The sequence below is a fragment of the Microbacterium bovistercoris genome, from assembly GCF_003387575.1.
Classification (GTDB): Bacteria; Actinomycetota; Actinomycetes; order Actinomycetales; family Microbacteriaceae; genus Microbacterium; species Microbacterium bovistercoris.
Genome location: NZ_QUAB01000044.1, coordinates 146,271 through 169,162, shown reverse-complemented (window position 1 = coordinate 169,162; position 22,892 = coordinate 146,271). Strand labels below are relative to the sequence as shown.

20 protein-coding genes and 1 tRNA gene are annotated in these 22,892 nt (G+C 70.2%); 19 read left to right on the top strand and 2 right to left on the bottom strand.

What is annotated here, in order from left to right:
• The first annotated feature begins 20 nt into the window (after nt 1-20).
• From DY023_RS12385 to DY023_RS12290, 19 genes are all read left to right on the top strand, one after another.
• Entirely contained in the window at nt 21-710 is a 690-nt protein-coding gene (locus DY023_RS12385; protein ID WP_181905837.1) for an alpha/beta hydrolase, read from the top strand.
• Nucleotides 707-3,328 (top strand): family 78 glycoside hydrolase catalytic domain, encoded by a 2,622-nt coding sequence (locus DY023_RS12380; RefSeq protein ID WP_116242634.1) that lies wholly within the window; start codon nt 707-709, stop codon nt 3,326-3,328. Before DY023_RS12385 ends, DY023_RS12380 begins: the two co-directional genes overlap by 4 nt.
• Before the next feature lie 29 nt (nt 3,329-3,357).
• Nucleotides 3,358-4,074: a lysophospholipid acyltransferase family protein gene (locus tag DY023_RS12375; RefSeq protein ID WP_245958685.1), complete on the top strand. Its 717-nt coding sequence runs from the start codon at nt 3,358-3,360 to the stop codon at nt 4,072-4,074.
• Between the two features lie 489 nt (nt 4,075-4,563).
• Nucleotides 4,564-4,767 carry a cold-shock protein gene (locus tag DY023_RS12365; protein WP_116242632.1) on the top strand — a complete coding sequence of 68 codons (204 nt, stop codon included), beginning with the start codon at nt 4,564-4,566 and terminating at the stop codon, nt 4,765-4,767.
• Between the two features lie 178 nt (nt 4,768-4,945).
• On the top strand, nt 4,946-6,055 hold the full coding sequence (locus tag DY023_RS12360) for a fatty acid desaturase family protein (RefSeq protein ID WP_245958687.1): 1,110 nt from the start codon (nt 4,946-4,948) through the stop codon (nt 6,053-6,055).
• 76 nt (nt 6,056-6,131) lie between these two features.
• Complete coding sequence (locus DY023_RS12355; protein ID WP_116242630.1) at nt 6,132-7,211, top strand: helix-turn-helix transcriptional regulator; 1,080 nt, start codon at nt 6,132-6,134, stop codon at nt 7,209-7,211.
• 9 nt (nt 7,212-7,220) lie between these two features.
• Nucleotides 7,221-7,925, top strand: coding sequence for a GntR family transcriptional regulator (locus DY023_RS12350; protein ID WP_425453461.1), 705 nt, complete (start codon nt 7,221-7,223; stop codon nt 7,923-7,925).
• 55 nt (nt 7,926-7,980) lie between these two features.
• The gene (locus tag DY023_RS12345; protein WP_245958683.1) at nt 7,981-8,616 is read left to right on the top strand and encodes an asparagine synthase; all 636 of its coding nucleotides are present in this window, start codon (nt 7,981-7,983) and stop codon (nt 8,614-8,616) included.
• A 65-nt stretch (nt 8,617-8,681) separates the two neighbouring features.
• A tRNA-Arg gene (locus tag DY023_RS12340) sits at nt 8,682-8,754 on the top strand.
• A 72-nt stretch (nt 8,755-8,826) separates the two neighbouring features.
• On the top strand, nt 8,827-10,263 hold the full coding sequence (locus tag DY023_RS12335; RefSeq protein ID WP_116242628.1) for an adenosylhomocysteinase: 1,437 nt from the start codon (nt 8,827-8,829) through the stop codon (nt 10,261-10,263).
• A complete protein-coding gene (locus DY023_RS12330) occupies nt 10,260-11,621 on the top strand; it encodes an amidohydrolase family protein (RefSeq protein WP_245958682.1) in 1,362 nt (453 codons plus the stop codon). The genes DY023_RS12335 and DY023_RS12330 overlap by 4 nt, the downstream gene beginning before the upstream one ends.
• A gap of 2 nt (nt 11,622-11,623) precedes the next feature.
• Complete coding sequence (locus DY023_RS12325; protein WP_245958681.1) at nt 11,624-12,073, top strand: cupin domain-containing protein; 450 nt, start codon at nt 11,624-11,626, stop codon at nt 12,071-12,073.
• Between the two features lie 3 nt (nt 12,074-12,076).
• Nucleotides 12,077-12,931, top strand: coding sequence for an ABC transporter substrate-binding protein (locus DY023_RS12320; RefSeq protein WP_116242626.1), 855 nt, complete (start codon nt 12,077-12,079; stop codon nt 12,929-12,931).
• Nucleotides 12,928-13,794: an amino acid ABC transporter permease gene (locus tag DY023_RS12315; RefSeq protein ID WP_116242625.1), complete on the top strand. Its 867-nt coding sequence runs from the start codon at nt 12,928-12,930 to the stop codon at nt 13,792-13,794. The genes DY023_RS12320 and DY023_RS12315 overlap by 4 nt, the downstream gene beginning before the upstream one ends.
• The gene (locus DY023_RS12310) at nt 13,791-14,534 is read left to right on the top strand and encodes an amino acid ABC transporter ATP-binding protein (RefSeq protein WP_116242624.1); all 744 of its coding nucleotides are present in this window, start codon (nt 13,791-13,793) and stop codon (nt 14,532-14,534) included. The genes DY023_RS12315 and DY023_RS12310 overlap by 4 nt, the downstream gene beginning before the upstream one ends.
• Nucleotides 14,535-14,598: 64 nt before the next feature.
• Nucleotides 14,599-15,855, top strand: a complete 1,257-nt coding sequence (locus DY023_RS12305; protein WP_116242623.1) for a bifunctional glycosyltransferase family 2/GtrA family protein — start codon at nt 14,599-14,601, stop codon at nt 15,853-15,855.
• The gene (locus tag DY023_RS12300) at nt 15,852-17,966 is read left to right on the top strand and encodes an ArnT family glycosyltransferase (RefSeq protein ID WP_116242622.1); all 2,115 of its coding nucleotides are present in this window, start codon (nt 15,852-15,854) and stop codon (nt 17,964-17,966) included. The genes DY023_RS12305 and DY023_RS12300 overlap by 4 nt, the downstream gene beginning before the upstream one ends.
• Nucleotides 17,967-18,176: 210 nt before the next feature.
• A complete protein-coding gene (locus DY023_RS12295) occupies nt 18,177-18,920 on the top strand; it encodes a response regulator transcription factor (RefSeq protein WP_342771001.1) in 744 nt (247 codons plus the stop codon).
• Complete coding sequence (locus DY023_RS12290; protein ID WP_116242621.1) at nt 18,917-20,353, top strand: sensor histidine kinase; 1,437 nt, start codon at nt 18,917-18,919, stop codon at nt 20,351-20,353. The genes DY023_RS12295 and DY023_RS12290 overlap by 4 nt, the downstream gene beginning before the upstream one ends.
• A 46-nt stretch (nt 20,354-20,399) precedes the next feature.
• Here DY023_RS12290 and DY023_RS12285 read toward each other — a convergent pair whose 3' ends face one another.
• Nucleotides 20,400-21,263, bottom strand: a complete 864-nt coding sequence (locus DY023_RS12285) for an endonuclease/exonuclease/phosphatase family protein (protein ID WP_116242620.1) — start codon at nt 21,261-21,263, stop codon at nt 20,400-20,402.
• 144 nt (nt 21,264-21,407) lie between these two features.
• A complete protein-coding gene (locus DY023_RS12280) occupies nt 21,408-22,886 on the bottom strand; it encodes a multicopper oxidase family protein (protein ID WP_116242619.1) in 1,479 nt (492 codons plus the stop codon).
• Nucleotides 22,887-22,892: the final 6 nt, after the last annotated feature.

Sequence of the window (22,892 nt, the reverse complement as noted above, 5' to 3'; positions counted from 1 at the left end):
CGCGCCGGAGGCCTCGGGCGATGGTGTTCCTCCCGGGCGGTGGCTACGCGCAGCCGATCTCGGCCTCGCACTGGAGAACCGTCGCCCGACTCGCGCGGGCCGCCGGAATCGACGCGATCGTCCCCCTCTACGAGGTCGCGCCCGCGGGCGACGCGGAACGCGCGCACCGCTTCGTCTCGGAGGTTCTCGGCCAGGCAGTCTCCGAGTACGGGCGCGGCGACGTGGTGCTTGCCGGCGATTCCGCCGGCGCCGGGCTCGCCCTCGCTGTGCTGCAGCGCCACCCCGATGAGGCGGCGGCCGCAGTGCTTCTCAACCCCTGGCTCGACGTCGAGATCAGCCACCCCGCAGCAGCAGTGCTCGAGGACTGGGACGTCATCCTCCGATCCGATGGACTGCGCAAGTGGGGCAAGGCATGGGCGGGTTCGCTGTCCACGTCGGATCCGGCCGTCAGCCCGATCCACGGGCGCTTCGACGATCTGCCTCCAGTCCACCTGATCACGGGCGCGCGTGACCTGCTGATGCCGGACGCTCTCGATGCTCACCGGCTCCTCAGAGCCGCAGGCAACAGAGGCACCCTGACCTACGCCCCCGATGCCAATCACGCCGTTGGACATCTGGGCTCCGCGACTCCCGAGGGTCGACGGGCACAGAACGCCATCGTCGCCGTGCTCGCGGGAGCTGCACCGATCGAAGGGAACCCTGCTCCATGAGGGCCATCCGCCTGAAGACCGAACACCTCCACGAACCGCTCGGACTCGGCATCCGCACGCCGCGCTTCTCGTGGAACTGCGCGGGCAGCGCTGTTCAGACCGCGTACCGGATCGTCGCTCGCCGCGACGGCGAGACGCTGTGGGACAGCGGAAAGGTCCGCTCCTCACGGATGATCCTCATCCCGTATGAGGGTTCGCCGCTGCGCAGCCGGGACCGCATCGACTGGGCGGTCACGCTCTGGGACGAGGACGACGTCGAGGGCGAACCCGCGCCGTCGTGGTTCGAACTCGGACTGCTGGACGCCGACGACTGGACGGCCCGCTGGATCACCGGCGACTACCGTCCCAGGAGGAACACCCGGTATCCGGTCGACTGCTTCCGCACGCGTTTCCGCGCTCGTGGCCCGGTCGCTCGCGCGCGCCTCTACGCGACGGCACTGGGCTTGTACGACGCGCATCTCAACGGGACCCGCGTCGGCGACTTCGAGCTCGCCCCCGGCAGCACCGACTATCGCACGCGAGTGCAGTACCAGGCATACGACGTCTCCGGCATGTTGGGCGAGGAGAACACCCTCGAACTGCGTCTCGCGGACGGCTGGTATCGCGGTGCGGTCGGCGCCTACGGCGTCACCCGGCTCTTCGGCGACACCACCGCGCTGCTGGCGCAGCTCGAACTCACCTACGCCGATGGCACGTCGGAGATCATCGGCACCGGAGACGGCTTCGCGTGGAGCAACGACGGTCCGTTGCAGTTCGCGGATCTCAAGGACGGTGAGCACTACGACGCGCGGCTCACGCCCACCTACCGCGGGCGCGCACGCATCGCGAGACCGGGGCCGGTTCCGACGGCATCCGACAACGTCGCACCGCGCACCCAGGAGGAGTTCGCCCCGACCGTGCTCACGACGCCGAGCGGCGCCACGGTGCTGGACTTCGGCCAGAACATCGCCGGCTTCATCCGGCTCAGCGTCGCAGGAAGGGCCGGGCAGCGGATCCGGCTGCGGCTGGGCGAGGTTCTCGACGAGCACGGCGAGTTCACCCAGAAGAACATCCAGTTGGACAAGCCTGCCCGGCACTTCGGCCGGATCACGGAGTTCCTGCTCATGACCGGTCAGCAGCGCCTCCTCCGCGGCGAGCTGGAGTCGACGCCGAAACAGGAGATCTTGATCACCTGCGCTGACGGGGTCACCGATTACCAGTGCTCGTTCACCGTCGCGGGATTCCGGTACGCGCTCGTCCAGGGCGATGTGGACATCGACCCGGCATCCATCCGCGCCGTCGCGGTGTACTCCGACCTCGAGCAGACCGGCACGTTCACGTCCTCGAACGCGATGCTGGATCGCTTCGTCGAGAACACCCGCTGGAGCATGAAGGGCAACTTCCTCGACGTACCCACGGACTGTCCGACCCGGGAGCGGCTCGGCTGGACCGGCGATGCGCAGGTCTTCTTCAACACCGCTGCGTACTTCATGGACGTCGCCGCGTTCTTCCGGAAGTGGATGCGCGATCTCGAGGATTCGCAGCTGCGCTCGGGCAAGCCCAGGGCTGTCGCCCCGTACAGTGGCGTGCCGATGATGTACGACACCTCCGGAGGGTCGGTGGGGTGGGCTGACGCGCTCGTGCTCGTGCCGTACCGCCTATGGAAGCGCTACGGCGACGAGGCGATCCTCCGCGAGTTCTATCCCGCCATGACCCGGTACGCGCGCTACATGATCTCTCACACGGGGCACAAGCGCCGCAAGGATGCCAGAACGAATCCCTTCAACGAGTACACGTACGAGAAGGGCTTCCACTACGGCGAGTGGCTGGAGCCGAAGGAGTTCCGCGACGAGGTCTCGGCACGTTCACGGCCGCTGTGCACGGAGGAAGCCACTGCGTATCTGCACTACACGATGTCCCACCTCGCGGAGATCGCCACGCAACTGGACGAGCCCGATGACGCCGCTCGATTCGCCGAGTATGCCGACGGCGCGAAGAAGGCCTACAACCACCTCTTCGTCCACCACGGCACCATCGACACCGATCGGCAGGCCAAGCTCGTGCGACCACTGGCGCTCGGTCTTCTCGACCCGGGCGCGGCCGAGCGCGTGGGCGGTCGGCTCGTGCGCGCCGTCGAGAACCGCGACGACACGATCGGCACCGGGTTCCTCTCGACCCCGTTCGTGCTTCCCATGCTCACCGAGGCCGGGCGATCCGATGTCGCGTACCGGATGCTGGAGAACGAGAGTGCCCCCAGCTGGCTCGCTCAGGTGAGGGCCGGCGCGACCACGGTGTGGGAGGACTGGGAAGGCGAAGCCAGCCAGAACCACTACGCACCGGGCGCCGTTTGCGAATGGCTGTTCGACACCGTCGCCGGCATCCGGATCGCGGGCGACAACCGCTTCGTGATCTCGCCGCTGCCGGGCGGAACTCTCACCCACGCGTCGGCCGGGTACGACAGCCCGTACGGGCTGGTGACGAGCGCATGGCGGACGGACAACGGCGTGACGACCTTCGACATCGAGATTCCCGCGAACACGACCGCCGAAGTTCACCTTCCCGATGGCCGCCTCCGCACCGTCGGCCCTGGCAGGCACCGATTTCGTACGGACGAGCCGACGAGGCCGGCACAGCGTTAGCGGATCCGCGATCCGGATAAGGTGGCGAGGTGACCGCCCCCGCCCCCGCCCCGCAGACCTCTGCCACAGTCCCCCGTCCGGGCGCCGTCTACTTCATCGGCCGGGCGATCCTGCGCCCGGTGTTCTGGATCATGTACCGCCCGCGCATCGTCGGCCGGGGGAACGTTCCCGAGCGCGGCGCGGTGCTGCTGGTGAGCAACCACCTCTCGTCGCTCGACACTCTCATCATCCCGACATCCGCGATCCGTCCCGTGCAGTTCCTCATCAAGGCGTCGTACTTCGCCGGTTCCAGACTGCTCGGCCGCTTCAAGCGCTGGTTCTTCAGCTCGATCGGCGGTGTCCCGGTGCGCCGGGCGACCGGCCGGGATGCTCGTGCCGCACTCGATGCGGGCAGCAGCATCCTGCGCGCCGGGAGCGTGTTCGCGGTGTTCCCGGAGGGCACCCGCTCCCGCGACGGGAAGCTGCACGACGGACACGGCGGTGCCGCCTGGATGGCGCGCGACACGCGCTCGGCGGTGGTGCCCGTCGGGCTGATCGGCACCGGCTCCGTGAAGCCCCTGAGCCATCTGCTGCCGGGAAGGCCGCGCGTCGAGGTCCGTTTCGGCGAGCCCCTCGATCTGACCGATCTCGAGAACGTGCCGGACGGCAGGGCCCGCCGCGAGATCACCGAGCGCATGATGGCCGCCATCGCGCTCCTGAGCGGGCAGGAGCGCTCCGGAAGCGTGAATGCGACGTCGCGGGACTGATTCCCAGCCGGCACCTGCTAGTGTGAGATGTTCACCGGGAACGGGAGTGTCACATCCTCCTCGCCCCAGCGTCGCCCCTTTCACGGGCCCTCCGCGCACATAACGCGCCCCACCGACTTCCTCCCGCGACTGCCCCAAAGATGGCGCGGATCGCGAATCACTGAAAGACTGTTACACATCTTCACCTCTGCAGCACCCGCTCCGGCGCTCTCGTGGCGCCAGGCCGATCATGACGTTCACGTCGCCACACGCGACGGTGAGTACGCCGGCCATGTCGTCATCGACTCCGACGACCACGTTCTCGTCTACGGGCCCATCGGCCAGCGCCTCGCGGCATCCGCTTCTCTGGATGCTGCGCGCAGTGCGCTCGAGGCCCACACGACCCCTGCGGCGGACCACCTGTCCGCGCAGCTCCATACCCCGCGCCGGCGTCGCCGACGCGGTTTCACGGATCACTCCCGTGGTCCCAGACAACGAAGGAATGACGTCATGGCCACTGGCACCGTCAAATGGTTCAACGCAGACAAGGGCTTCGGCTTCATCGCTCCGGACGACGGCTCCGCCGACCTTTTCGCGCACTTCAGCGCGATCCAGGGCAACGGATACCGCAGCCTGGACGAGAACCAGAAGGTGGAGTTCGACGCAGAGCAGGGCCCCAAGGGCATGCAGGCGGCGAACATCCGTCCCCTCTGATCTCCGATCACTGACGCGAACGGGCGGTCGGACCTCGGTCCGGCCGCCCGTTCCGCATGTCGGGATCCATGCAGGTTGCGGCATGTGCACCCGCGTACTGTGAGGGGAAGCGATCGGCAGCCGCCTTTGGCTTCGTCCCGATCGTTCCCGACGGTCGGCCACACCTAAGGCGCCGATCATCTCCATTGCACCCACCGTCGCACCCGCGACACTCGGACCCATCCGTCAGACCTACGCGCGTGTGGAGGACTTCCCGCCGATCACCCGTGCCTATTCGCACGTCTCGCAGGTCGTCCGCGAGACCGGTCTGCTGCGTCGAGCCCCCTGGTTCTACGCCGCCGTCGGTGCGGCCATCGCCCTCGCCTTCGGCGGTGCGATCACCGGCTTCATCCTGTTCGGCGACAGCTGGTTCCAGTTGCTTATCGCCGGAGCGCTGGGCGTGCTGTTCACCCAGGTCGCGTTCCTCGCGCACGAGGCCGCGCACCGGCAGATCCTGGCAACAGGTCCCGCGAACGACCGGCTGGCGCGCGTGCTCGCCTCGTTCGTCGGCATCAGCTACTCGTGGTGGGACTCCAAGCACAGCAGACACCACGCCAACCCGAACCGCGTCGGCAAGGACCCCGACATCGAGGTCGACACGATCTCGTTCCTCGACGAGGATGCCGCGCAGGCGAGGGGCCTTCGGCGCCTGATCACCCGCAAGCAGGGCTGGCTGTTCTTCCCGCTGCTCACGCTCGAGGGGGTCAACCTGCACGTGCTGAGCTTCCGGCACCTCGCCGCTCGGGGCGAGGTCAAGGGTCGCTGGCCCGAGATCGGCATGATCGCGGCGCGGTTCGCGCTGGTCCTGACGCCGATCTTCCTGCTGCTTCCGCTGGGCATGGCGTTCGCCTTCGTCGGAGTGATGCTCGCCGTCTTCGGCGTGTACATGGGGGCGTCCTTCGCCCCCAACCACAAGGGGATGCCGGTCATCGACCGCGACGCGAAGCTGGACTTCTTCTCGAAGCAGGTGCGCACGTCGCGCAACATCCGGGGCGGCTGGTGGGCGACCTGGCTGATGGGCGGCCTGAACCACCAGGTGGAGCACCACCTGTTCCCGAGCATGGCCAGGCCGCACCTCGCGCAGGCGAGGGAGATCGTCCGGGAGTACTGCCAGGTGAACGACGTGCCGTACACGGAGACGTCGCTCTGGCGCTCCTACGCCATCGTCGTCGACTACCTCAACCGCGTCGGGCTCGCCGCCCGCGACCCCTTCGACTGCCCGATGGTCTCGGAGTTCCGCCGGGCCTGATGCTTCCGGCCTCACTCCGGAAGATCCGTGACCTCACGGATGACGCACAGGCCTTCGGGGGAGGACACTTGTGCACATGGTCGTGGGGTCGGCCGCGGTCGCGGGGGTGAGGGACGGCATCGAGCGGATGTCGCGCTCGAGCCTGCCCGCCGGCGACTTCCTCATCGAATCCGCCGAGCTCCTGTCGCGCGCGGTGCCCTCCGTCGCCGCCTGCGTCGCGATGCTCGACCCGGCCACTGCGATCGTCACCGGGGTGACGAAACAGGGGGCGCTGGCCGGCCGCAATGAATCCGACCTGCACTGGGCGCGGATCGAGTACGGCGAGGACGACCCGACTGCGGTGCGCACGATGGTCGCCGGCGGGCGCACGGCGATCGGTGTGAGCCACGAGTTCGGCGGGGCCGCAGAGCGTTCGCTGCGGATGGCGGAACTGCTGACCCCGGTCTTCGGCTTCACCGACGAGGCGCGCGTCGTGTTCGCCGACCGGACGGGCGCGTGGGGCGCGATCTCCATGTTCCGCGGCTCCGACGATCGCGCGTTCGACGAGGAGGATCTCGCCTGCCTGGAAGCGGTGGTCCCGGCGGTCACCCGCGGCATCCGCGGCGGCCTGCTCACGCAGACACGGATGCCGCGGGACGCGGCTGAAGGGGCATCCGCCGTCGTGATCGTCGACGAGGAGGATCGCGTGGCGCGGATGACGCCGGGGGCCAGGACGAAGATCGATGCGCTGGCGCGGGGCGCGGCGACCGCCGATCCACTCACCGTCCTGCACTCGCTCGTGCAGCGTGCGCGGCGCGCGGAGCCGGACGCCTCGCCGGTCCGCATCCGGCTGCGCACCCCGGACGGATGCTGGCTGGTGCTGTCGGCGGAGAGGCTGGAGGGCGGGCGCGGGCGCGACATCATCGTCACGATCGACGACGCCCGCCCGCACGACATCGTCGACCTGGTCGCCGCCGCCTTCGGGCTCACCGCCCGCGAGCGCGACGTGGTCGCGCTCGTCCTGCGCGGACGGGACACCCGCGAGATCGCTTCGACGCTGTTCCTGTCGCCGTACACCGTGCAGGATCATCTGAAGGCGATCTTCGACAAGGCGGGCGTGACGAGCAGGCGTCAACTCGTCGCGCGGGTGTACTTCGACCACTACGCACCGCACTGAAGGGCCGGGATGACATCATCTTTTGCGGACCGCCGGGCGCGTGCTTCAATCCATAGCATGGGGCTGGGGCCAGGGGAGCTCGAATCAGTGCGCGTGACTCGCGTGCTGCGAGAGGACATCGTATTGGGAAGGCGCTTGCCGGGATCGCGCCTGGTGGAGCGGGATCTCGCGCGGGAGCTGAACGTCTCGAGACTGCCGGTGCGCGAGGCGATCCGGCGGCTGAGTCAGGAGGGGGTCGTCATCTCGCGCCCGCGCACCTGGGCGGTCGTGCGGGACTTCACCGCGCAGGACGTGGTCGACCTGAGTGTGCTGCGCATCGCCATCGAGAACGCCGCCCTGGGCATCGCCGCCGAACGGCACGATGAAGACGGGGTCGCCAAGGTCATCGCCGCGCTCGCCGACGAGCACGACGCCGCAGCGTCAGGTGACATCGTGCAGACGAACCTCGCGGCCGGGCGGTTCCACCGCACGCTGATCGCGCTGGCGGGCAACCAGACGATCGACGAGACCATGGGCGTGTTCGAGACCCGGTTCCGCCGCGCGTTCGGCCGCAACTCGGATCTGTACGCGCACGTGGATGCCCATCGGGCGATCGTCGACGCGTTCGTCGCGCGGGACGCTGAGCTCGTGTGCGAGCTGAACCGCGCGCACCTCGAAGCGGCGTGCGAGGAGGCCGTCGCGCTCTGGGGCGGGCTGGCAGAGCCCGTGGACTGACTTCCGGGCTGTCCCGACGTCGGACCCGGCGGGTACGCTCATGGCAGGAGGTGTCGTGGGACGTACAGCGGATGCCATTGCGGAAGGCGTCGCGATCGCCACAGCGGCGGCGCGCCTTGCTGTGAAGAACCACATCCTCGTCGGCACGATCGCCCAGGGCGGTGCCTTCGATCTCGATCGCTATGCGGGTGACGCTCAGAACGTGCTGCGGGCGATGGCGGCCGAGTCCGACGAGGCCGCCGAGCATCTCACCGCACTGCGCAGACGCGCGAAGGGCCGGCACTCCGACCCGGCCGGCACGCACGACTACCGTGATCGCGACGTGCGCAACCTCAAGCGGCGCGCACGGCAGTCGACCGCTGTCGCACAGCGGCTGCGCGAGCTGGCCGACGACCCGGACGAGGTGCGCGAACTGGTCGAGTCCGCGCGGGCGGCAGCTTGGGCCGATGTGCGCGGCAACCTCGATCGCCGGCTTCGGGTCGAGGGCATGCGGCCCGATCAGGATCCCGATTACGCCTCGATGCGCGAAGCGCGGATGCAGGCGCTGAAGCTCGTCGACCTGCAGGCGCTGTCGTCGCAGCAGCGCAGCAGACGCAAGCAGGCGGACAAGCTCGCGAAGGAGGCGGCGAAGGCCGAGGCCAAGGCCGAGAAGCCCTCGCGCTGGGGTCGGAAGACGGCCGCGAAGAGCTGAATCGGCCTCGATTCGTGTTCCGCGCGAACCTGTTGTAGGCTTTTCCTCGGCCCGCTGAGGGCCGTGCGCCTGTAGCTCAATGGATAGAGCATCTGACTACGGATCAGAAGGTTGGGGGTTCGAGTCCCTCCAGGCGCGCACTGTGTTGAGACAGTATAGGAAGCCCCGGACGGTGTCCGGGGCTTTCGTCTTTCCTGGAGAAGCTTCCCGATGACCGAAGTGCGTACCGCCGCCGAGCGCCTCGTGCGCCGGTTCGCCCGTGAGACGAATCTGCTGATCGCGGGCCGTGCGTTCTCTGTGCGCGGGGACGCCCCGGTCGCGGAGGAGCTGCGGCGGCTGATCCCGGCGCTGGGCGGGCATCTCACCGACGGCGGCGTGACGTTCGTCCCGGACGGGACGCCCGACATCCTGATCGACGACGCCCCGCTGCCGCTCCGCGCGACCGCGGAGGATCGCGTGGACAATGCCGGCGCGCACATGCCCGTCTCCACGCTCATCGCGCACCGACTGCGCGACGAGGGACTGGTGCACGGCATCCGGATCGGCATCGCCATGGTGCTCGAGCCCAAGACCGCACAGCTCGCTCTGCTGCTGCGCGACGCCGGGGCCGAGGTGGCCGTGTACGCACACCCCGATGAGATCGACGTCGAGGTGGCCGAGGTGCTTCGAGACCGGGGCATCCCGGTCGACGGCGATCCGGCGCTGTCCGGCGCCGAGGAGCGCTCCGCGGCGATCGCGTTCCTGCGCCGAGGCTTCGACCTGCTGCTCGACGACGGGTCGCACCTGATCCGCCTCGCACACGAGGAGGGGCTGGCGGCCGGGCTGCGCGGTGCGGCGGAGGAGACCACGAGCGGTCTGACCCCGCTGCGCGTCATGCAGCGGGAGGGCCTGCTGCGCGTCCCGGTGATCGCGGTGAACGACGCGGCGATGAAGACCTCCTTCGACAACCGTTACGGCACCGGGCAGTCCTGCGTGTTCGCGATCGGCGACGTGCTCGACGCCGCAGGCATCGGCGTGCGCGACCAGCCCGCTGTCGTCATCGGCTACGGGCCGGTCGGCGAGGGCGTCGCCGCGCACCTGCGCGCACTCGGCGCCGAGATCGCCGTCGCCGAGACCGACCCGGTGCGCGCGCTGAAGGCCGCGCATGACGGGTTCCGCATCGGGCCGCTGGCCGAGCTCGCGCCGGGCGCGCTGGTGATCTCCGCGACCGGCGCTCCGCACACCGTGGATGCCGGAACGCTGCGCGCCGCGAGGATCGTCGCGGTCGCCGGGGGAGTCCCCGGCGAGGTGGATGTGGATCCCGCGACGCTCGTCCCGGCAGGGGAGCACCTCGACCGCGCAGGCGACGGCGCTCTGCTCATCGCGCGCGGTGGCTGCGTGAACCTGGCCGCCGCCGAGGGCAACCCGATCGAGATCATGGATCTCTCCTTCGCCGTGCAGCTCGGCGCGGTCGAACAGCTGCTCACCGGCGGCCTCGCCCCCGGCCTGCACGCCTTCCCCGTCGAGGCGGATGCCGCGATCGCCCGCTCGGCGCTCGCGGCCCGCGGAGACGGCATCGACCGGCGCAGCACCGCGCAGGTGCAGGCGCAGGCCGACTGGCGCTCGCCGCGGTACACCACGTCCGGCAGCAGGAAGGCGCACGCGTGATCACCGTCTACTCGGCCGGGCTCGTCGTGCCCGTCACCGCGCCCCCGATCCCGGACGGCGCCGTCGCCGTGCGCGACGGCCGCATCGTGCACGTCGGGGAGCGCGCCTGGGTGCTTCGCTCGCTCGCCGAGCGCGGCGCCGCGTACGACGAGGTGCACTGGCCGGGCATCCTGACGCCAGGTCTGGTGAACGCGCACACGCATCTGCAGTACACCGGTATGGCCGTCGTCGGTCAGGGACAGTACGCCGGCTTCGACGACTGGGTCGCCGCGTTCGATCCCGTGTACGAGGGCGGCAGGGACTGGGCGGCGGATGCCGCGGCCGGTGCCGAGCTGGCCCTGCGCAGCGGAACGACGGCGGTGGCCGACGTGGTGACCGACCCCTCCGCGGCATCCGCTCTGCACGACGCCAGGCTGCACGGCATCACCTACTGGGAGGTGATGAGCTGGACCAACGCCGATTGGGCGCGCACCGGCCGCGCGCAGGTCGAGCGGGCGCTGGACGCGCTGCCCACCCCGCCGGGCTCGGGTCTGTCGCCGCATGCGCCCTACTCGCTCGACATCGAGCCGTTGCTGGAGATCCCCGACATCGTGCGCGAGCGCGGCGGGCGCATCCACATCCACCTCGGCGAGGCCGCCTTCGAGAACGAGTTCGCGCACGAGCATCCGCAGGCCTGGCACACCGCGGGCCTGGCCAGTTTCCAGGAGCTGCGGCAGGCGGGCTTCGGCACCAGCGCCACCGAGTTCGTCGACCAGCTCGGCGTGCTCGGGCCGGACTGCCACATCGCCCACGGCGTGTACATGAGCGCTCGCGACCGCGCCATCCTGCGCGAGCGGCGCACGACCGTGGCGCTGTGCCCACGGTCGAACGCCGTGATCGGCCTCGAGGAGCCGCCGATCGCCGCCTACCTGCGCGAGGGCAGCCCGATCGCGGTCGGCACGGACTCGCTCTCGTCCAGCCCGTCGCTCGATCTGATGGCGGATGTCGCGGAGCTGGCGCGCGTCGCCCGCTCGCAGGGCTACACCGATCGCGACCTGCATGCGCGGCTGCTGGGAGCCGCGACCATCGGCGGCGCGCACGCCATGGGCATCGATGTCGGTCCGGACCGCACCGGATACCTCGCGGTCGGCGCGCTCGCCGACCTGACGTTCTTCGACGTGCCCGCGGGGCCCGAGGCGATCGCCGAGCTCGTGGAGTCCGGCACCGGCCGCGCCGCCGCCACGATCGTCGCGGGCGAGGTGCGGTGGGCGGCATCCGGATTCCCGACTGCCCCGGACCCTGAGCGAGCGGAGCGAGACGAAGGGCGCCCTTCGTCTCGTCGCTTCGCTCCTCGCTCAGGAGCCGGAGGGGAGGAATGACCATGAGGCCCGCGACCGCCGAACGGCTCGACCTCGCCCCGCATCCCGAGGGAGGCTGGTTCCGGCGCACCTGGACCAGCCCGCTCGCCGTCGACACGCCGAACGGCGCCCGGCCAGCCGGCACCTGCATCCACTACCTGCTGCAGCCCGACGAGCGCAGCGCCTGGCACGTCGTCACCAGCGACGAACTGTGGCTCTGGCACGGCCCCGGCCGGCTCGAGCTGAGTCTCGGCGGCGACGGCGCGGAGCCGGGGGAGGCGACCCCGGTCGTACTCGGCCCCGGCGAGGCGGCGCAGGTGCTCGTGCCCGCCGGCGTCTGGCAGGCGGCCCGCCCGCTGGACGACGCAGAGGTGCTCGTCTCGTGCTTCGTGTCGCCAGGTTTCGACTTCGCAGACTGGCGACTCGCTGCCGACGTACCCTTGAACCCGAACCCGACCTCTCTTCAGGAGTGAACCGTGCCCATCTCCCGCACCCTCCGTCGTGCCGTCCTCGCCGCCATCGCGGCCGCGGCCGCCGTGTCCCTCGCCGCCTGTTCCGGCACCTCGTCCGCCGCACCGTCCGCTGACGCGGGCGACGGCGCGCTGCCGACCGTCACCGCGGGCAAGCTCACCATCGCCACCGGCGAGCCGAACTACGAGCCGTGGTTCGTCGATGACGACCCCGCCAACGGCGAGGGCTTCGAGGGCGCCGTCGCCAACGCCGTCGCGAAGGAGCTCGGCTTCGATGCGAAGGACATCGAGTGGGTGCGCACCGGCTTCGACGCCGCGATCGCCCCCGGCCCGAAGGACTGGGACGTCAACATCCAGCAGTTCTCGGTGACCGATCAGCGCAAGAAGGCGGTCGACTTCTCGTCGCCGTACTACACCACCACGCAGGCCGTCGTCGTGCTGAACGACTCGCCCGCGGCATCCGCCACCTCGATCGACGAGCTGAAGAAGGTCAAGGTCGGCGTCGCAGCCGGAACCACCAGCTACACCGTCGCCAAGGAGCAGCTCGGTGAGGCGAACCTGGGCGTCTTCAACACCGTCGACGACGTCGTGCTGGCGCTCAAGAGCGGCCAGATCGACGCCATGGTCACCGACCTGCCCGGCGCGTTCTACGTGACCGGTGCGCAGATCGAGAACGCCACCGTCTCGGGCCAGTTCGCCACCTCCGACGGCGGCGACGACTTCGCGTTCGTGCTGCCGAAGGGCTCCGAGCTGACCGATGACGTCTCCAAGGCTGTCGACACGCTGCGCGAGAACGGCACCCTCGACGAGCTGCAGCAGAAGTGGCTCAGCGACGCGGTCGACGTCCCCGTCCTGAAGTGAGCACCCCCACCGCCGACGCGACGTGGCAGCCGAGTGATCTCGAGCTGTCACGCCGCGCTCTGCGGCGCCGTGCCACCACGCGATCGGTCCTGATCGCCCTCGTCAGCAGCGTCGTGCTGATCGGCGTGATCGTCGTCGTCCTCGTGAACACCCCGGGCTGGACCGCGGTGCGCGAGATGTTCTTCGACCCGCAGATCGCACTGCAGAGCATCGGCCCCGTGTTCCAGGGCCTGCTCGTGAACATCATGGTGCTGCTGATCGCCGCCGTCGGCGTCGCGATCCTCGGTACCTTGCTCGCCGTGCTGCGCACGCTGCGCGGACCCGTGTTCTTCCCGCTGCGCGCCCTCGCTGCGGCCTACACCGACTTCTTCCGTGGCGTCCCGGTGCTGATCGTTCTCTACCTGGTCGGCTTCGGCATCCCGGCGCTGATGATCTTCCCGCGCATGCCCGCTGTTTTCTGGGGAACCATCGCGATCGTCATCAGCTACTCGGCCTACGTCGCCGAGGTGCTGCGGGCGGGCATGGAGGCGGTGCATCCGTCGCAGCGCGTCGCCGCGCGGTCGCTGGGACTCAGCCACGCGCAGACGCTGCGGATGGTCGTCATCCCGCAGGGCGTGCGCAAGGTCATCCCCGCACTGATGAACGACTTCGTCTCGATGCAGAAGGACGTCGGCCTGATCTCGATCCTCGGCGTGATCGACGCCGTGCGCGCCGCGCAGCTGCAGGTCGCCGACACCTACAACTACACCCCGTACGTCGTCGCCGCGCTGTTCTTCATCGCGCTCAGCTGGCCGATGATCCGGTTGACCGACGGGGTCACCGCGCGCCTCAACAAGCGCGAGCAGGCCGGAGGAGTCGTATGAGTGCCGTGCCCGTCATCGAGGCCCGCGGAGTGCGCAAGCGCTTCGACGACCACGACGTGCTGCGCGGACTCGACCTCGCGGTCGCCCCGCACGAGGTCGTCGTGCTGATCGGAGCGTCCGGATCCGGCAAGTCGACGCTGTTGAAGACGATGAACCTCATCGAGCGCGTCGACGACGGTCAGATCTTCCTGCAGGGCGACGACATCACCGACCCGCGGGTGGACGCCGACTCCGTGCGCGCACGGATCGGCGTGGTGTTCCAGCACTTCAACCTCTTCCCGCACATGACCGTGCTCGACAACGTCACCCTGGCCGCCCGCAAGGTGCACGGGATGCCGAAGGGCGAGGCGCGCACCCGTGGTCGCGAGCTGCTCGAGTCGCTCGGCCTCGGCGACAAGGCCGACGAGTACCCCGACCGGCTCTCGGGCGGTCAGCAGCAGCGCGTCGCGATCGTACGGGCCATCCTCACCGAGCCCGAGGTGCTGCTGCTCGACGAGATCACCAGCGCCCTCGACCCGCAGCTCGTCGGCGAGGTGCTCGATCTCGTGCGCGAGCTGAAGCGCCGCGGCTCGACGATCGTGATGGCCACCCACGAGATGTCCTTCGCGCGCGAGGTCGCAGACCGGGTGGTGTTCCTCAAGGAGGGCGTGCTGGTCGAGCAGGGGCCGCCGGAGCAGATCTTCGACGCTCCGCAGCATCCCGCGACCGCGGAGTTCCTTGCGCGCGTGCGGGGTCTGTAGCGGCTTTATCCGAGGCATAGGAACGCCAAAGGGTCCCTGACGCCGGGCTGCCGAGCATGGTCGCATGACCTCCTCGCAGACGCCCCTCGATCTCGACGTCGTCGTGCCCGTGTACAACGAGCAGGACACGCTCGCGCAGTGCATCGCGCTACTGCATGCACATCTCAGTGCTGACGACTCCGCGTCGTGGCGCATCACGATCGCCGACAACGCGAGCACGGATGCCACGGCGCGGATCGCCGATGACCTGGCCGCGACCCTCGACGGAGTCGTCGCCGTCCATCTGCCGCAGAAGGGACGTGGCCGGGCGCTGAAGGCGGTCTGGTCGGCATCGCCGGCCCGCGTGCTCGTCTACCTCGACGAGGACCTGTCCACGGACCTGCGTGCGCTGCGGCCGCTGGTCGCCCCGCTGCTGTCCGGCCACTCCGACCTCGCGATCGGGTCGCGCCTGGCCCGCACCTCGCGGATCGTGCGCGGCGGGAAGCGCGAGTTCGTCTCGCGGTCGTACAACGCGCTGCTGCGCGGCACGTTCGGGGTGCGGTTCAGCGACGCGCAGTGCGGGTTCAAGGCGATCCGGGCGGATGCCGCGCGCCGGCTGCTGCCCCACGTCGAGGACGACGGCTGGTTCTTCGACACCGAGCTGCTCATCCTCGCCGAGCGCGCCGGCCTGCGCATCCACGAGGTCCCGGTGGACTGGATCGACGACCCGCACAGCTCAGTCGACGTGGTGGCGACCGCGACCGCCGATCTGAAGGGCATGGCACGCGTGGGGATGAACATCGCCCGTGGTCGCATCCCCGTCGACGAGATCTACCGCGATATCGGGCGGCATCCGTTCCAGCAACCCGCGGTGCCGCTGCTCGCGCAGGTACTGCGCTTCGGCGTGATCGGTGTGCTCTCGACGCTGGCGTATGCGCTCGTGTATCTGCTGTTCCAGGCGTTCCTGTCCGCGCAGGCAGCCAACTTCCTCGCCCTGCTGACCACCGCGATCGCGAACACCGCGGCGAACCGGCGGTTCACTTTCGGCATCCGGGGCCGCACGCGGGTCGCGACGCATCACCTGCAGGGCCTCGTCGTGTTCGGCATGGCGTGGGCGCTGACCTCCGGTTCGCTGATGCTGCTGCACGCAGCCGACCCGGACCCGGGACCGCTGCTCGAGGTGGGCGTGCTCACCGTCGCCAACCTCGTCGCGACCGTGCTGCGCTTCGCACTGCTGCGGCTGTGGGTGTTCCGCGACCGCTCGGTGCCACCACCCGACCTTCGGCCCGAGACCCTGTCCACCAGACATCAGATGCTCGCTCAGGAGGCGAACCGATCATGACCACCGCATCACTGCCCGTGCCCCCGGGGTTCGCTCCGGCCCCTCCCGCCGCCGAGGCGGTGCCGACGACGCACGCCCGCGCCCGCTGGGAGACCCCGGCGTACGCCGGCGCGCTGCTGCTCACCGGCATCCTGTACGTCTGGAACCTCGCCGCGAGCGGCTGGGCGAACGCGTTCTACTCGGCGGCCGTGCAGGCCGGCACCCAGAACTGGGTCGCGTTCTTCTACGGCTCGTCGGATGCCGGGAACTCGATCACCGTCGACAAGCCGCCGGCCTCGCTGTGGGTCATGGAGCTGTCGGCTCGTGTTTTCGGTCTCAGTTCGTGGAGCATCCTGCTGCCGCAGGCGCTGATGGGCGTCGGGACGGCGGCGATCATCCTGTTCACGGTCAGGAAGCGTTTCGGCGCGGCCGCCGCGCTGCTGGCGACGGGGATCTTCGCGCTCACCCCGGTGGCCGCCCTGATGTTCCGGTTCAACAACCCCGACGCGCTGCTGCTCCTGCTGCTCACCGCATCGGTCGGATTGACGTTGCGCGCGATCGACGGCGGCAGGCTGCGCTGGCTGCTGCTGGCCGGTGTCGCGGTCGGCTTCGGGTTCCTCACCAAGCAGCTGCAGGCGTTCCTCGTGCTGCCGGTGCTCGCCGGCGTGTACTTCGCGTTCGCCGGAGCGCCGCTGCTGAAGCGGCTCTGGCAACTGCTGGCGGCGCTCGGCGCGGTGATCGTGTCGGCGGGCTGGTGGGTCGCGATCGTCGAGCTCGTGCCCGCATCCGCTCGGCCTTACATCGGCGGCTCGCAGAGCAACAGCTTCCTCGAGCTGACCTTCGGCTACAACGGGCTCGGACGGCTCACCGGCGACGAGACCGGCAGCGTCGGCGGCGGCAACGGCTGGGGCGAGACCGGCCCGCTGCGGCTGTTCCTGAACGAGATCGGCGGGCAGATCTCGTGGCTGATCCCGGCCGCATTGATCCTGTTCACCGGTGCGATGGTGCTGATCGGGCGCGCCCCGCGGCGCGACCCGCGACGCATCCTGCTGGTCGCCTTCGCGAGCTGGCTGACCGTGACGATGGTCGCCTTCAGCTTCATGGCCGGGATCTTCCACGCGTACTACACGGTCGCGCTGGCGGCTCCGCTGGCTGGGCTGCTCGGTGCGAGCGCCGTGGTCGTGTTCGCGCACAGGGACCGGCTGTGGATCCGCATCCTCCTCGCCGCGACCGCGTTGTTGATCACGGCCGGGTGGGCCTGGGTGCTGCTGGAGCGCTCCAGCAGCTGGCTGCCCTGGCTGAAGGTCGTGGTGGCCGTGGTGTCCGTGGTCGGCGCGGTGCTCGTGCTGCTGCCGCCGCGCTCGCGGGTGCTCACCGTGTCGGCTGCGGCCGCGCTGGTCGTCGGCGGCCTGCTCGCACCGGCGGCGTACACGCTGCAGACCGTCGGCACCGGGCACTCCGGGTCGATCGTGACCGCCGGACCGTCTGTTCAGGGCGGCATGGGCGGACCCGGTGGCGGGTTCGGCGGCGGGCCTGGTGGCGGCGGTGGCGGCTTCGGCGGTGGCCAAGGCGGTCCTGCGGGCCAGGGCGGAGCAGCGGGCGACGGCGCCGGGGCAGGCCAGGGCGGTTCCGGCGGCACGCAGGGTGGCATGCCCGGCGGAGGCGGATTCCCGGGCGGGAACGGCACGGGAACGAACGGCTCCGGTCAGAACAACGGAACGCCCCCGACCATGCCGGGCGGCTCCGAGGGCGGCATGCGCGGTGGCGCCGGTGGTCTGCTCGAGGCATCCACAGTCGACTCCGAGCTCCAGGCCCTGCTCGAGAAGGACGCCTCGCAGTACACCTGGGTCGCCGCGACCATCGGATCGCAGTCCGCAGCCGGCTACCAGCTCGCGACCGGTGACGCGGTGATGCCGATCGGCGGCTTCAACGGCAGCGATCCGTCGCCGACCCTGGAGCAGTTCCAGCAGTACGTCGACGAGGGCCGCATCCACTACTTCATCGCCAGTGGAGGTATGGGGATGGGCGGCGGGAACTCCGACATCCAGTCCTGGGTCGAGGCGAACTTCGCCGCGCAGACGGTGGGCGGCGTGACGGTCTACGACCTGACGGCCGGTTCCACCGATCGTTGAGCAGCCGGTGTCTGGGCGTTCCGGTCGCGATCGGGCACGGGGCGTTCCGGCTTGGGTGTTCCGGTCGCAATCCAGCACAGTGTTCGGGTTCGGAACTGTGCTGGATTGCGACGGGAGCGTGGCGCGCGGCTCGGTGCGACACGCGATGCGCACACGGATGGACGCGGGGAGCGCGCGCGAAGGGAGATGATCGTGCGCAAGGATCGGTTCATGACCATGGCAGGCGACTCGCTCGGCCTACCGCCGGTGCTCCGCGCCGACGGGACGCCGGCTCGGGTGCTCGTGGTCGACGACGAGGTCCCTCTGGCCGGAGCGGTGGCGAACTCCCTCCGCGTCGACGGTTGGGAGGTGCGCATCGAGAACCGTGGCCGCGACGCGCTGCTCGCGGTGCGCGAGTTCCAGCCCGACGTGGTCGTGCTCGACATCATGATGCCGGGCATCGACGGCCTCGAGACGCTGGATCGCATCCGCGCCGTCCGGCCGGAGGTCAGGGTGCTGTTCCTCACCGCGCTGGACGGGCACGACGACCGGATCGCCGGGCTCCGCGCCGGCGGCGACGACTACCTCACGAAGCCGTTCGCTGTGCCCGAGCTGCAGGCCAGGGTGCGGGTGCTGGCCCGCACCGCCGCGGCGATCGCCCGTCCCGCGGCATCCGTGCTGCACGTCGGCGATCTCGAGATCGACAGATCCGCGTCCACGGCGACGCTCGCCGATGCGACGCTCGATCTCACCGCGACCGAGTACGAGCTGCTGCTCCTGCTGGCGAACAATGTGGGCCGTGTGCTGCGCCGGCCCCAGATCCTCGAGGCGGTCTGGGGGTACGACTTCGGCACCGACTCCAATCTCGTCGAGGTGTACGTCTCGAGCCTGCGTCGCAAGCTCGCCGCGAGCGCCTCGGTGCGGCTGGAGACGGTGCGCACGGTCGGCTACGTGCTCAAGGCGGCGGCGGCATGAGCCGCACGCGCAGTCTGCGCCTGCAGGTGGTGCTGATCGCCTCGGCCCTGGTGGCGGGGGCGAGCTTGATCGTGGGCCTGGTGTCGGTGGTCTCGCTGAACGACTATCTGCTCGGTCAGCTCGACGAGCGTCTCAGCGGAGCCGCACAGCGCGGCGCAGACATGGTCGGCGGCCCGCGTCCGCCCGGCGCTCCGCAGCCGCCGGCCCGCGACGATCTGGTCGGAGCGCCCGGCCAGTCGCCGGGCACGGTCACCGCGGTGTTCCGCGACGACGAATTCGCGGTGGGCGGCTGGATCGACGCCGACGGCACCCGGCACGATCTCAGCGCCGCGCAGCAGCAGACCCTGGCATCCGTGCCCGTCGGTGCGGCTCCGCAGACGGTCGACCTCAGCGGTGATCTCGGCTCGTACCGGGTCGCCGCGCGCGTGGCGTCGGATGAGACGGTCGTCGTGACGGGCCTGCCGATGGAGCCCGTCACCGCGGCGACCGGCAGGCTGACCCTCGTCGTCGTGCTGGTCGGGCTCGCCAGCATCGTGCTCGCGATCCTCGCCGCGGCCCTCGCGATGGGCCGTGCCCTGCGGCCGCTGCGCCGGGTGGCGAGCACGGCATCCGAGGTCACCTCGGTGCCGCTCGGACGCGGCGAGGTGACCCTTGCGCAGCGCGTGAGCGAGGACGACATCGTCTCCACCGCCGAGGTCGGTCAGGTCGGTGCGGCCCTGAACGATCTGCTCGACCATGTCGAGAAGGCACTCGCCGAGCGCGAGGCCAGCGAGCAGGCGGTGCGCCGCTTCGTCGCGGACGCCAGCCATGAGCTGCGCACGCCGCTCACCAGCATCCGCGCCTACGCGCAGCTGTCCGAACGGGACGGAGCGGACGTCGAGGAGATGCGCGGCAACACCGCCGTGATCGACGCCGAGGGCACCCGGATGAGCACGCTGATCGACCAGATGCTCACACTCGCGCGGCTCGACGCACTGCCCGCGATGGCGCGGACCGAGGTCGACCTGCGGATGCTGGTCGCCGAGTGCGTCGTCGGCGCCCGGGTCGCCGCGCCCGATCATGTCTGGACGATGGAGCTCGGTGAGGAGCCGGCGATCGTCAGCGGCGATGCCGCAGACCTGCGCCGTGTCGTCGACAACCTGCTCGGCAACGCCCGCCAGCACACACCGCCCGGCACGACCGTGTCGGTGCGCATCGAGACGGATGCCGGAACGGTCAGGCTCACGGTCGCAGACGACGGTCCCGGACTGCCGGACGACCTGGCGGTGTTCGACCGGTTCGCCCGCGGCGACGCCTCACGCTCACGCGAGGACGGCGGCGGCACGGGTCTGGGCCTTGCGATCTCGCGCGCCGTGATCGAGGCGCACGGCGGCACGATCGAGACGGTCCCCGGAGTGGGCGCGACGTTCGTCGTCACCCTGCCGTCGGCGTGATCCGGCCTCTGCCGCCGGACACGCGTCCGGCGGCAGAGGCGTGAGATCAGGGGCGCACCCCGCCGTGCGACGACGGATGCGGCAGCACGACCTCGGTCTTCAGCGGCATGTGGTCGGAGGCGATCGTCGGGATGACCTCGGCTGCGACCGGCGTCACCTCGGATGAAGTGAGGGCGTAGTCGATGCGTCCGATCGGGTTGTCGCTGTCGAAGGTGTAGCCGGGGCCGTCGCCGACGACGGGCCAGACATCCGCCAGCACCCGGGTGAAGACGCCGTACTCCGCCGAGTCGGGCTTCGCGTTGAGATCGCCCACGAGCACCACGGGCATGGCCGCGGACTGCGCCTTCTCGTTGAACACCGCCGCCTGGTCGAGGCGGCCCTGCGCGCTCTGGTGGGTCAGGTGGGTGTTGTACACCCGCAGTTCGACGCCGCGTACGTGCACGTCGGCCTGGGCCAGACCGCGCTGTTCCTCGCCGGCCCGCAGCGGCAGCAGCGTGTTCTCGCAGTCGTCCATGGGGTACGCCGAGAGGATCGCGGTGCCGTACTGGCGACGGTCGGTCCGGCCCGCCTCGGGGTCGAGGTCGAGGTTGGCCGAGTAGCAGTAGGACATGCCCAGCCTCTGCGCCAGCCAGGCGGCCTGGTCGACGTACTCGGAGCGCGCGCCGAAATGGCGGTCGACTTCCTGCAGGCCGATGACGTCGGCGCCGGAGTCCTCGAGCACCTGCGCGATGCGCTCGAGGTCGAGCACGCCGTCGGCGCCCTGCGCATGGTGGATGTTGTACGACACGACGGTGACGGCGCGCTGGGCGGCGTCGGGGAGCGACGTCGTCGTGGCGGTCGCCGGGGCGGCACCGAGGACGGCGATGCCGGCGGCGACGCCGCAGGCGAGGAAGGAGGCGAAGCGTTTCATCTCTGGGGATCCTTTCGGCCGCGCCGAGGCGCGCGGGTGAACCCACTGAAGCGCTTTCCCGTGACCGGAGGGTGAAGAGCAGGTGCCGTGTCGTGTCTCCCGCTCACCGTTCCGCGTCGCGAGGGGTGAACTCTTCGTGACGCCTCACTCCGGGATGTTCTCCGTCGCCCGACCCATCCGGTACGGCGTCGTGACACCCTCGTAGGCGAGGTGCGTCATCAGCCCCTCCGCCGCGTGCGGCAGGTTGTGGCAGTGGTCCATCCAGATCCCGGGGTTGTCCGCGACGAACGCGATCTCGTAGGTCGAGCCGTGCTCGACGGTCAGCGAGTCGACCCACCACGGGCTGCCGGTCGCGGCGACGCCGTCGCGCGACAGCACCACGATGTGGTGGCCGTGCAGGTGCATCGGATGCAGCTCGCCGCTGCCGTTCGAGATGCGCATCACCACGACATCGCCCTCGGCCACCATGAACATCGGCACGTTCGGGACGATGCCGCCGTTGATCGTCCACCAGAATCCGGGACGGCCGTCGAGGAAGCCCGGCATCCGTCCGATGTCGTAGCGGAACTCACGATCCGCCGCTTCGGGGTCGAAGCCGAGCGGCGCCGGCGATCCGTAGGCGAGCATGTCCACGGCCTTCGCCGGCTGCGCGCCGGTGCGCGGCTCGCCGTCGCCGATCGTGAACGTCGCTCCGGGCAGCGCGACGGTCGCGCCCTCGGGCGGCACTCGGATGCCGAGGTCGGCGCGCCCGCCCGCGGTGATCGTGACCTTGCGGCCGGTGACCTCATCCGGTTCGTTGACGTCAGTGCCGTCGACAGCGAGCACCCGGAACGGAAGGCCGGGCACCCACACCGAGGTCGGACTGTTGTCGGTGTTCACGATCCGCACCCGCACCTCGCCCTCGCCAGCGGCTTCGGCGCGCACGTCGCTGACGGCGCCGTTCACGGTGCGGATGCTGCCGTTGTAGGTGTGCACGATCGCGACGGCATCCGGGGCCGGGGCATCCGCCTTCGGCGTGACCACGAGCGCGCCGAACAGGCCGCCCACCACCTGCGCGTGCGAGATCTGATGCGAGTGGTACCAGTACGTGCCGACCTGATCGGCGACGAAGCGGTAGGTGAAGGTCTCGCCGGGCATCACTGCGTCCTGAGTGACGCCGGCGACGCCGTCCATCGCGCTCGGCACGTCGACGCCGTGCCAGTGCAGTGTCACGCCGTCCGGCACGTCGTCGTTCCGCAGCACCACCTCGACCAACTGGCCCTGCACCGCCCGGATGACGGGACCCGGCGTCGATCCGTTCAGGGTGAATCCGTCGAACGGCTCGGCGCCGGGAATCCGCACCTTCTCTGCGCGCGCGGCGAGCTCGACGTGCACGTCGGCCGGGGCATCCGGATCGGCGATGAGATCACGGATGTCGGTGCCCGCCATGTCCATGCCGGGCATGTCCATGTCGTGTCCGGCATGCGCCGGAGCCGGCCCTCCGCCGTAGTCGGCCGCCCCCATCTGCATGGCCGAGTACGAATCGGGGAGCCGGCTCGCGGCCCATCCCCACACCGCCGCGGTGATCAGCCCCGCCGCGAGGACGGAGCCGATCACCGCAGCGACGCGCGCGCGTCGCGCCATCGTGGG

Bases quoted from the DNA above. Each gene is read 5' to 3' on its own strand.
- DY023_RS12305 (WP_116242623.1), top strand. From the start codon at position 14,599: ATGACCTCCTCGCAGACGCCCCTCGATCTCGACGTCGTCGTGCCCGTG.
- DY023_RS12285 (WP_116242620.1), bottom strand. From the start codon at position 21,263: ATGAAACGCTTCGCCTCCTTCCTCGCCTGCGGCGTCGCCGCCGGCATC.
- DY023_RS12300 (WP_116242622.1), top strand. From the start codon at position 15,852: ATGACCACCGCATCACTGCCCGTGCCCCCGGGGTTCGCTCCGGCCCCT.
- DY023_RS12335 (WP_116242628.1), top strand. From the start codon at position 8,827: ATGACCGAAGTGCGTACCGCCGCCGAGCGCCTCGTGCGCCGGTTCGCC.
- DY023_RS12385 (WP_181905837.1), top strand. From the start codon at position 21: ATGGTGTTCCTCCCGGGCGGTGGCTACGCGCAGCCGATCTCGGCCTCG.
- DY023_RS12365 (WP_116242632.1), top strand. From the start codon at position 4,564: ATGGCCACTGGCACCGTCAAATGGTTCAACGCAGACAAGGGCTTCGGC.
- DY023_RS12355 (WP_116242630.1), top strand. From the start codon at position 6,132: ATGGTCGTGGGGTCGGCCGCGGTCGCGGGGGTGAGGGACGGCATCGAG.
- DY023_RS12380 (WP_116242634.1), top strand. From the start codon at position 707: ATGAGGGCCATCCGCCTGAAGACCGAACACCTCCACGAACCGCTCGGA.
- DY023_RS12350 (WP_425453461.1), top strand. From the start codon at position 7,221: ATGACATCATCTTTTGCGGACCGCCGGGCGCGTGCTTCAATCCATAGC.
- DY023_RS12325 (WP_245958681.1), top strand. From the start codon at position 11,624: ATGAGGCCCGCGACCGCCGAACGGCTCGACCTCGCCCCGCATCCCGAG.
- DY023_RS12280 (WP_116242619.1), bottom strand. From the start codon at position 22,886: ATGGCGCGACGCGCGCGCGTCGCTGCGGTGATCGGCTCCGTCCTCGCG.
- DY023_RS12295 (WP_342771001.1), top strand. From the start codon at position 18,177: ATGACCATGGCAGGCGACTCGCTCGGCCTACCGCCGGTGCTCCGCGCC.
- DY023_RS12290 (WP_116242621.1), top strand. From the start codon at position 18,917: ATGAGCCGCACGCGCAGTCTGCGCCTGCAGGTGGTGCTGATCGCCTCG.
- DY023_RS12310 (WP_116242624.1), top strand. From the start codon at position 13,791: ATGAGTGCCGTGCCCGTCATCGAGGCCCGCGGAGTGCGCAAGCGCTTC.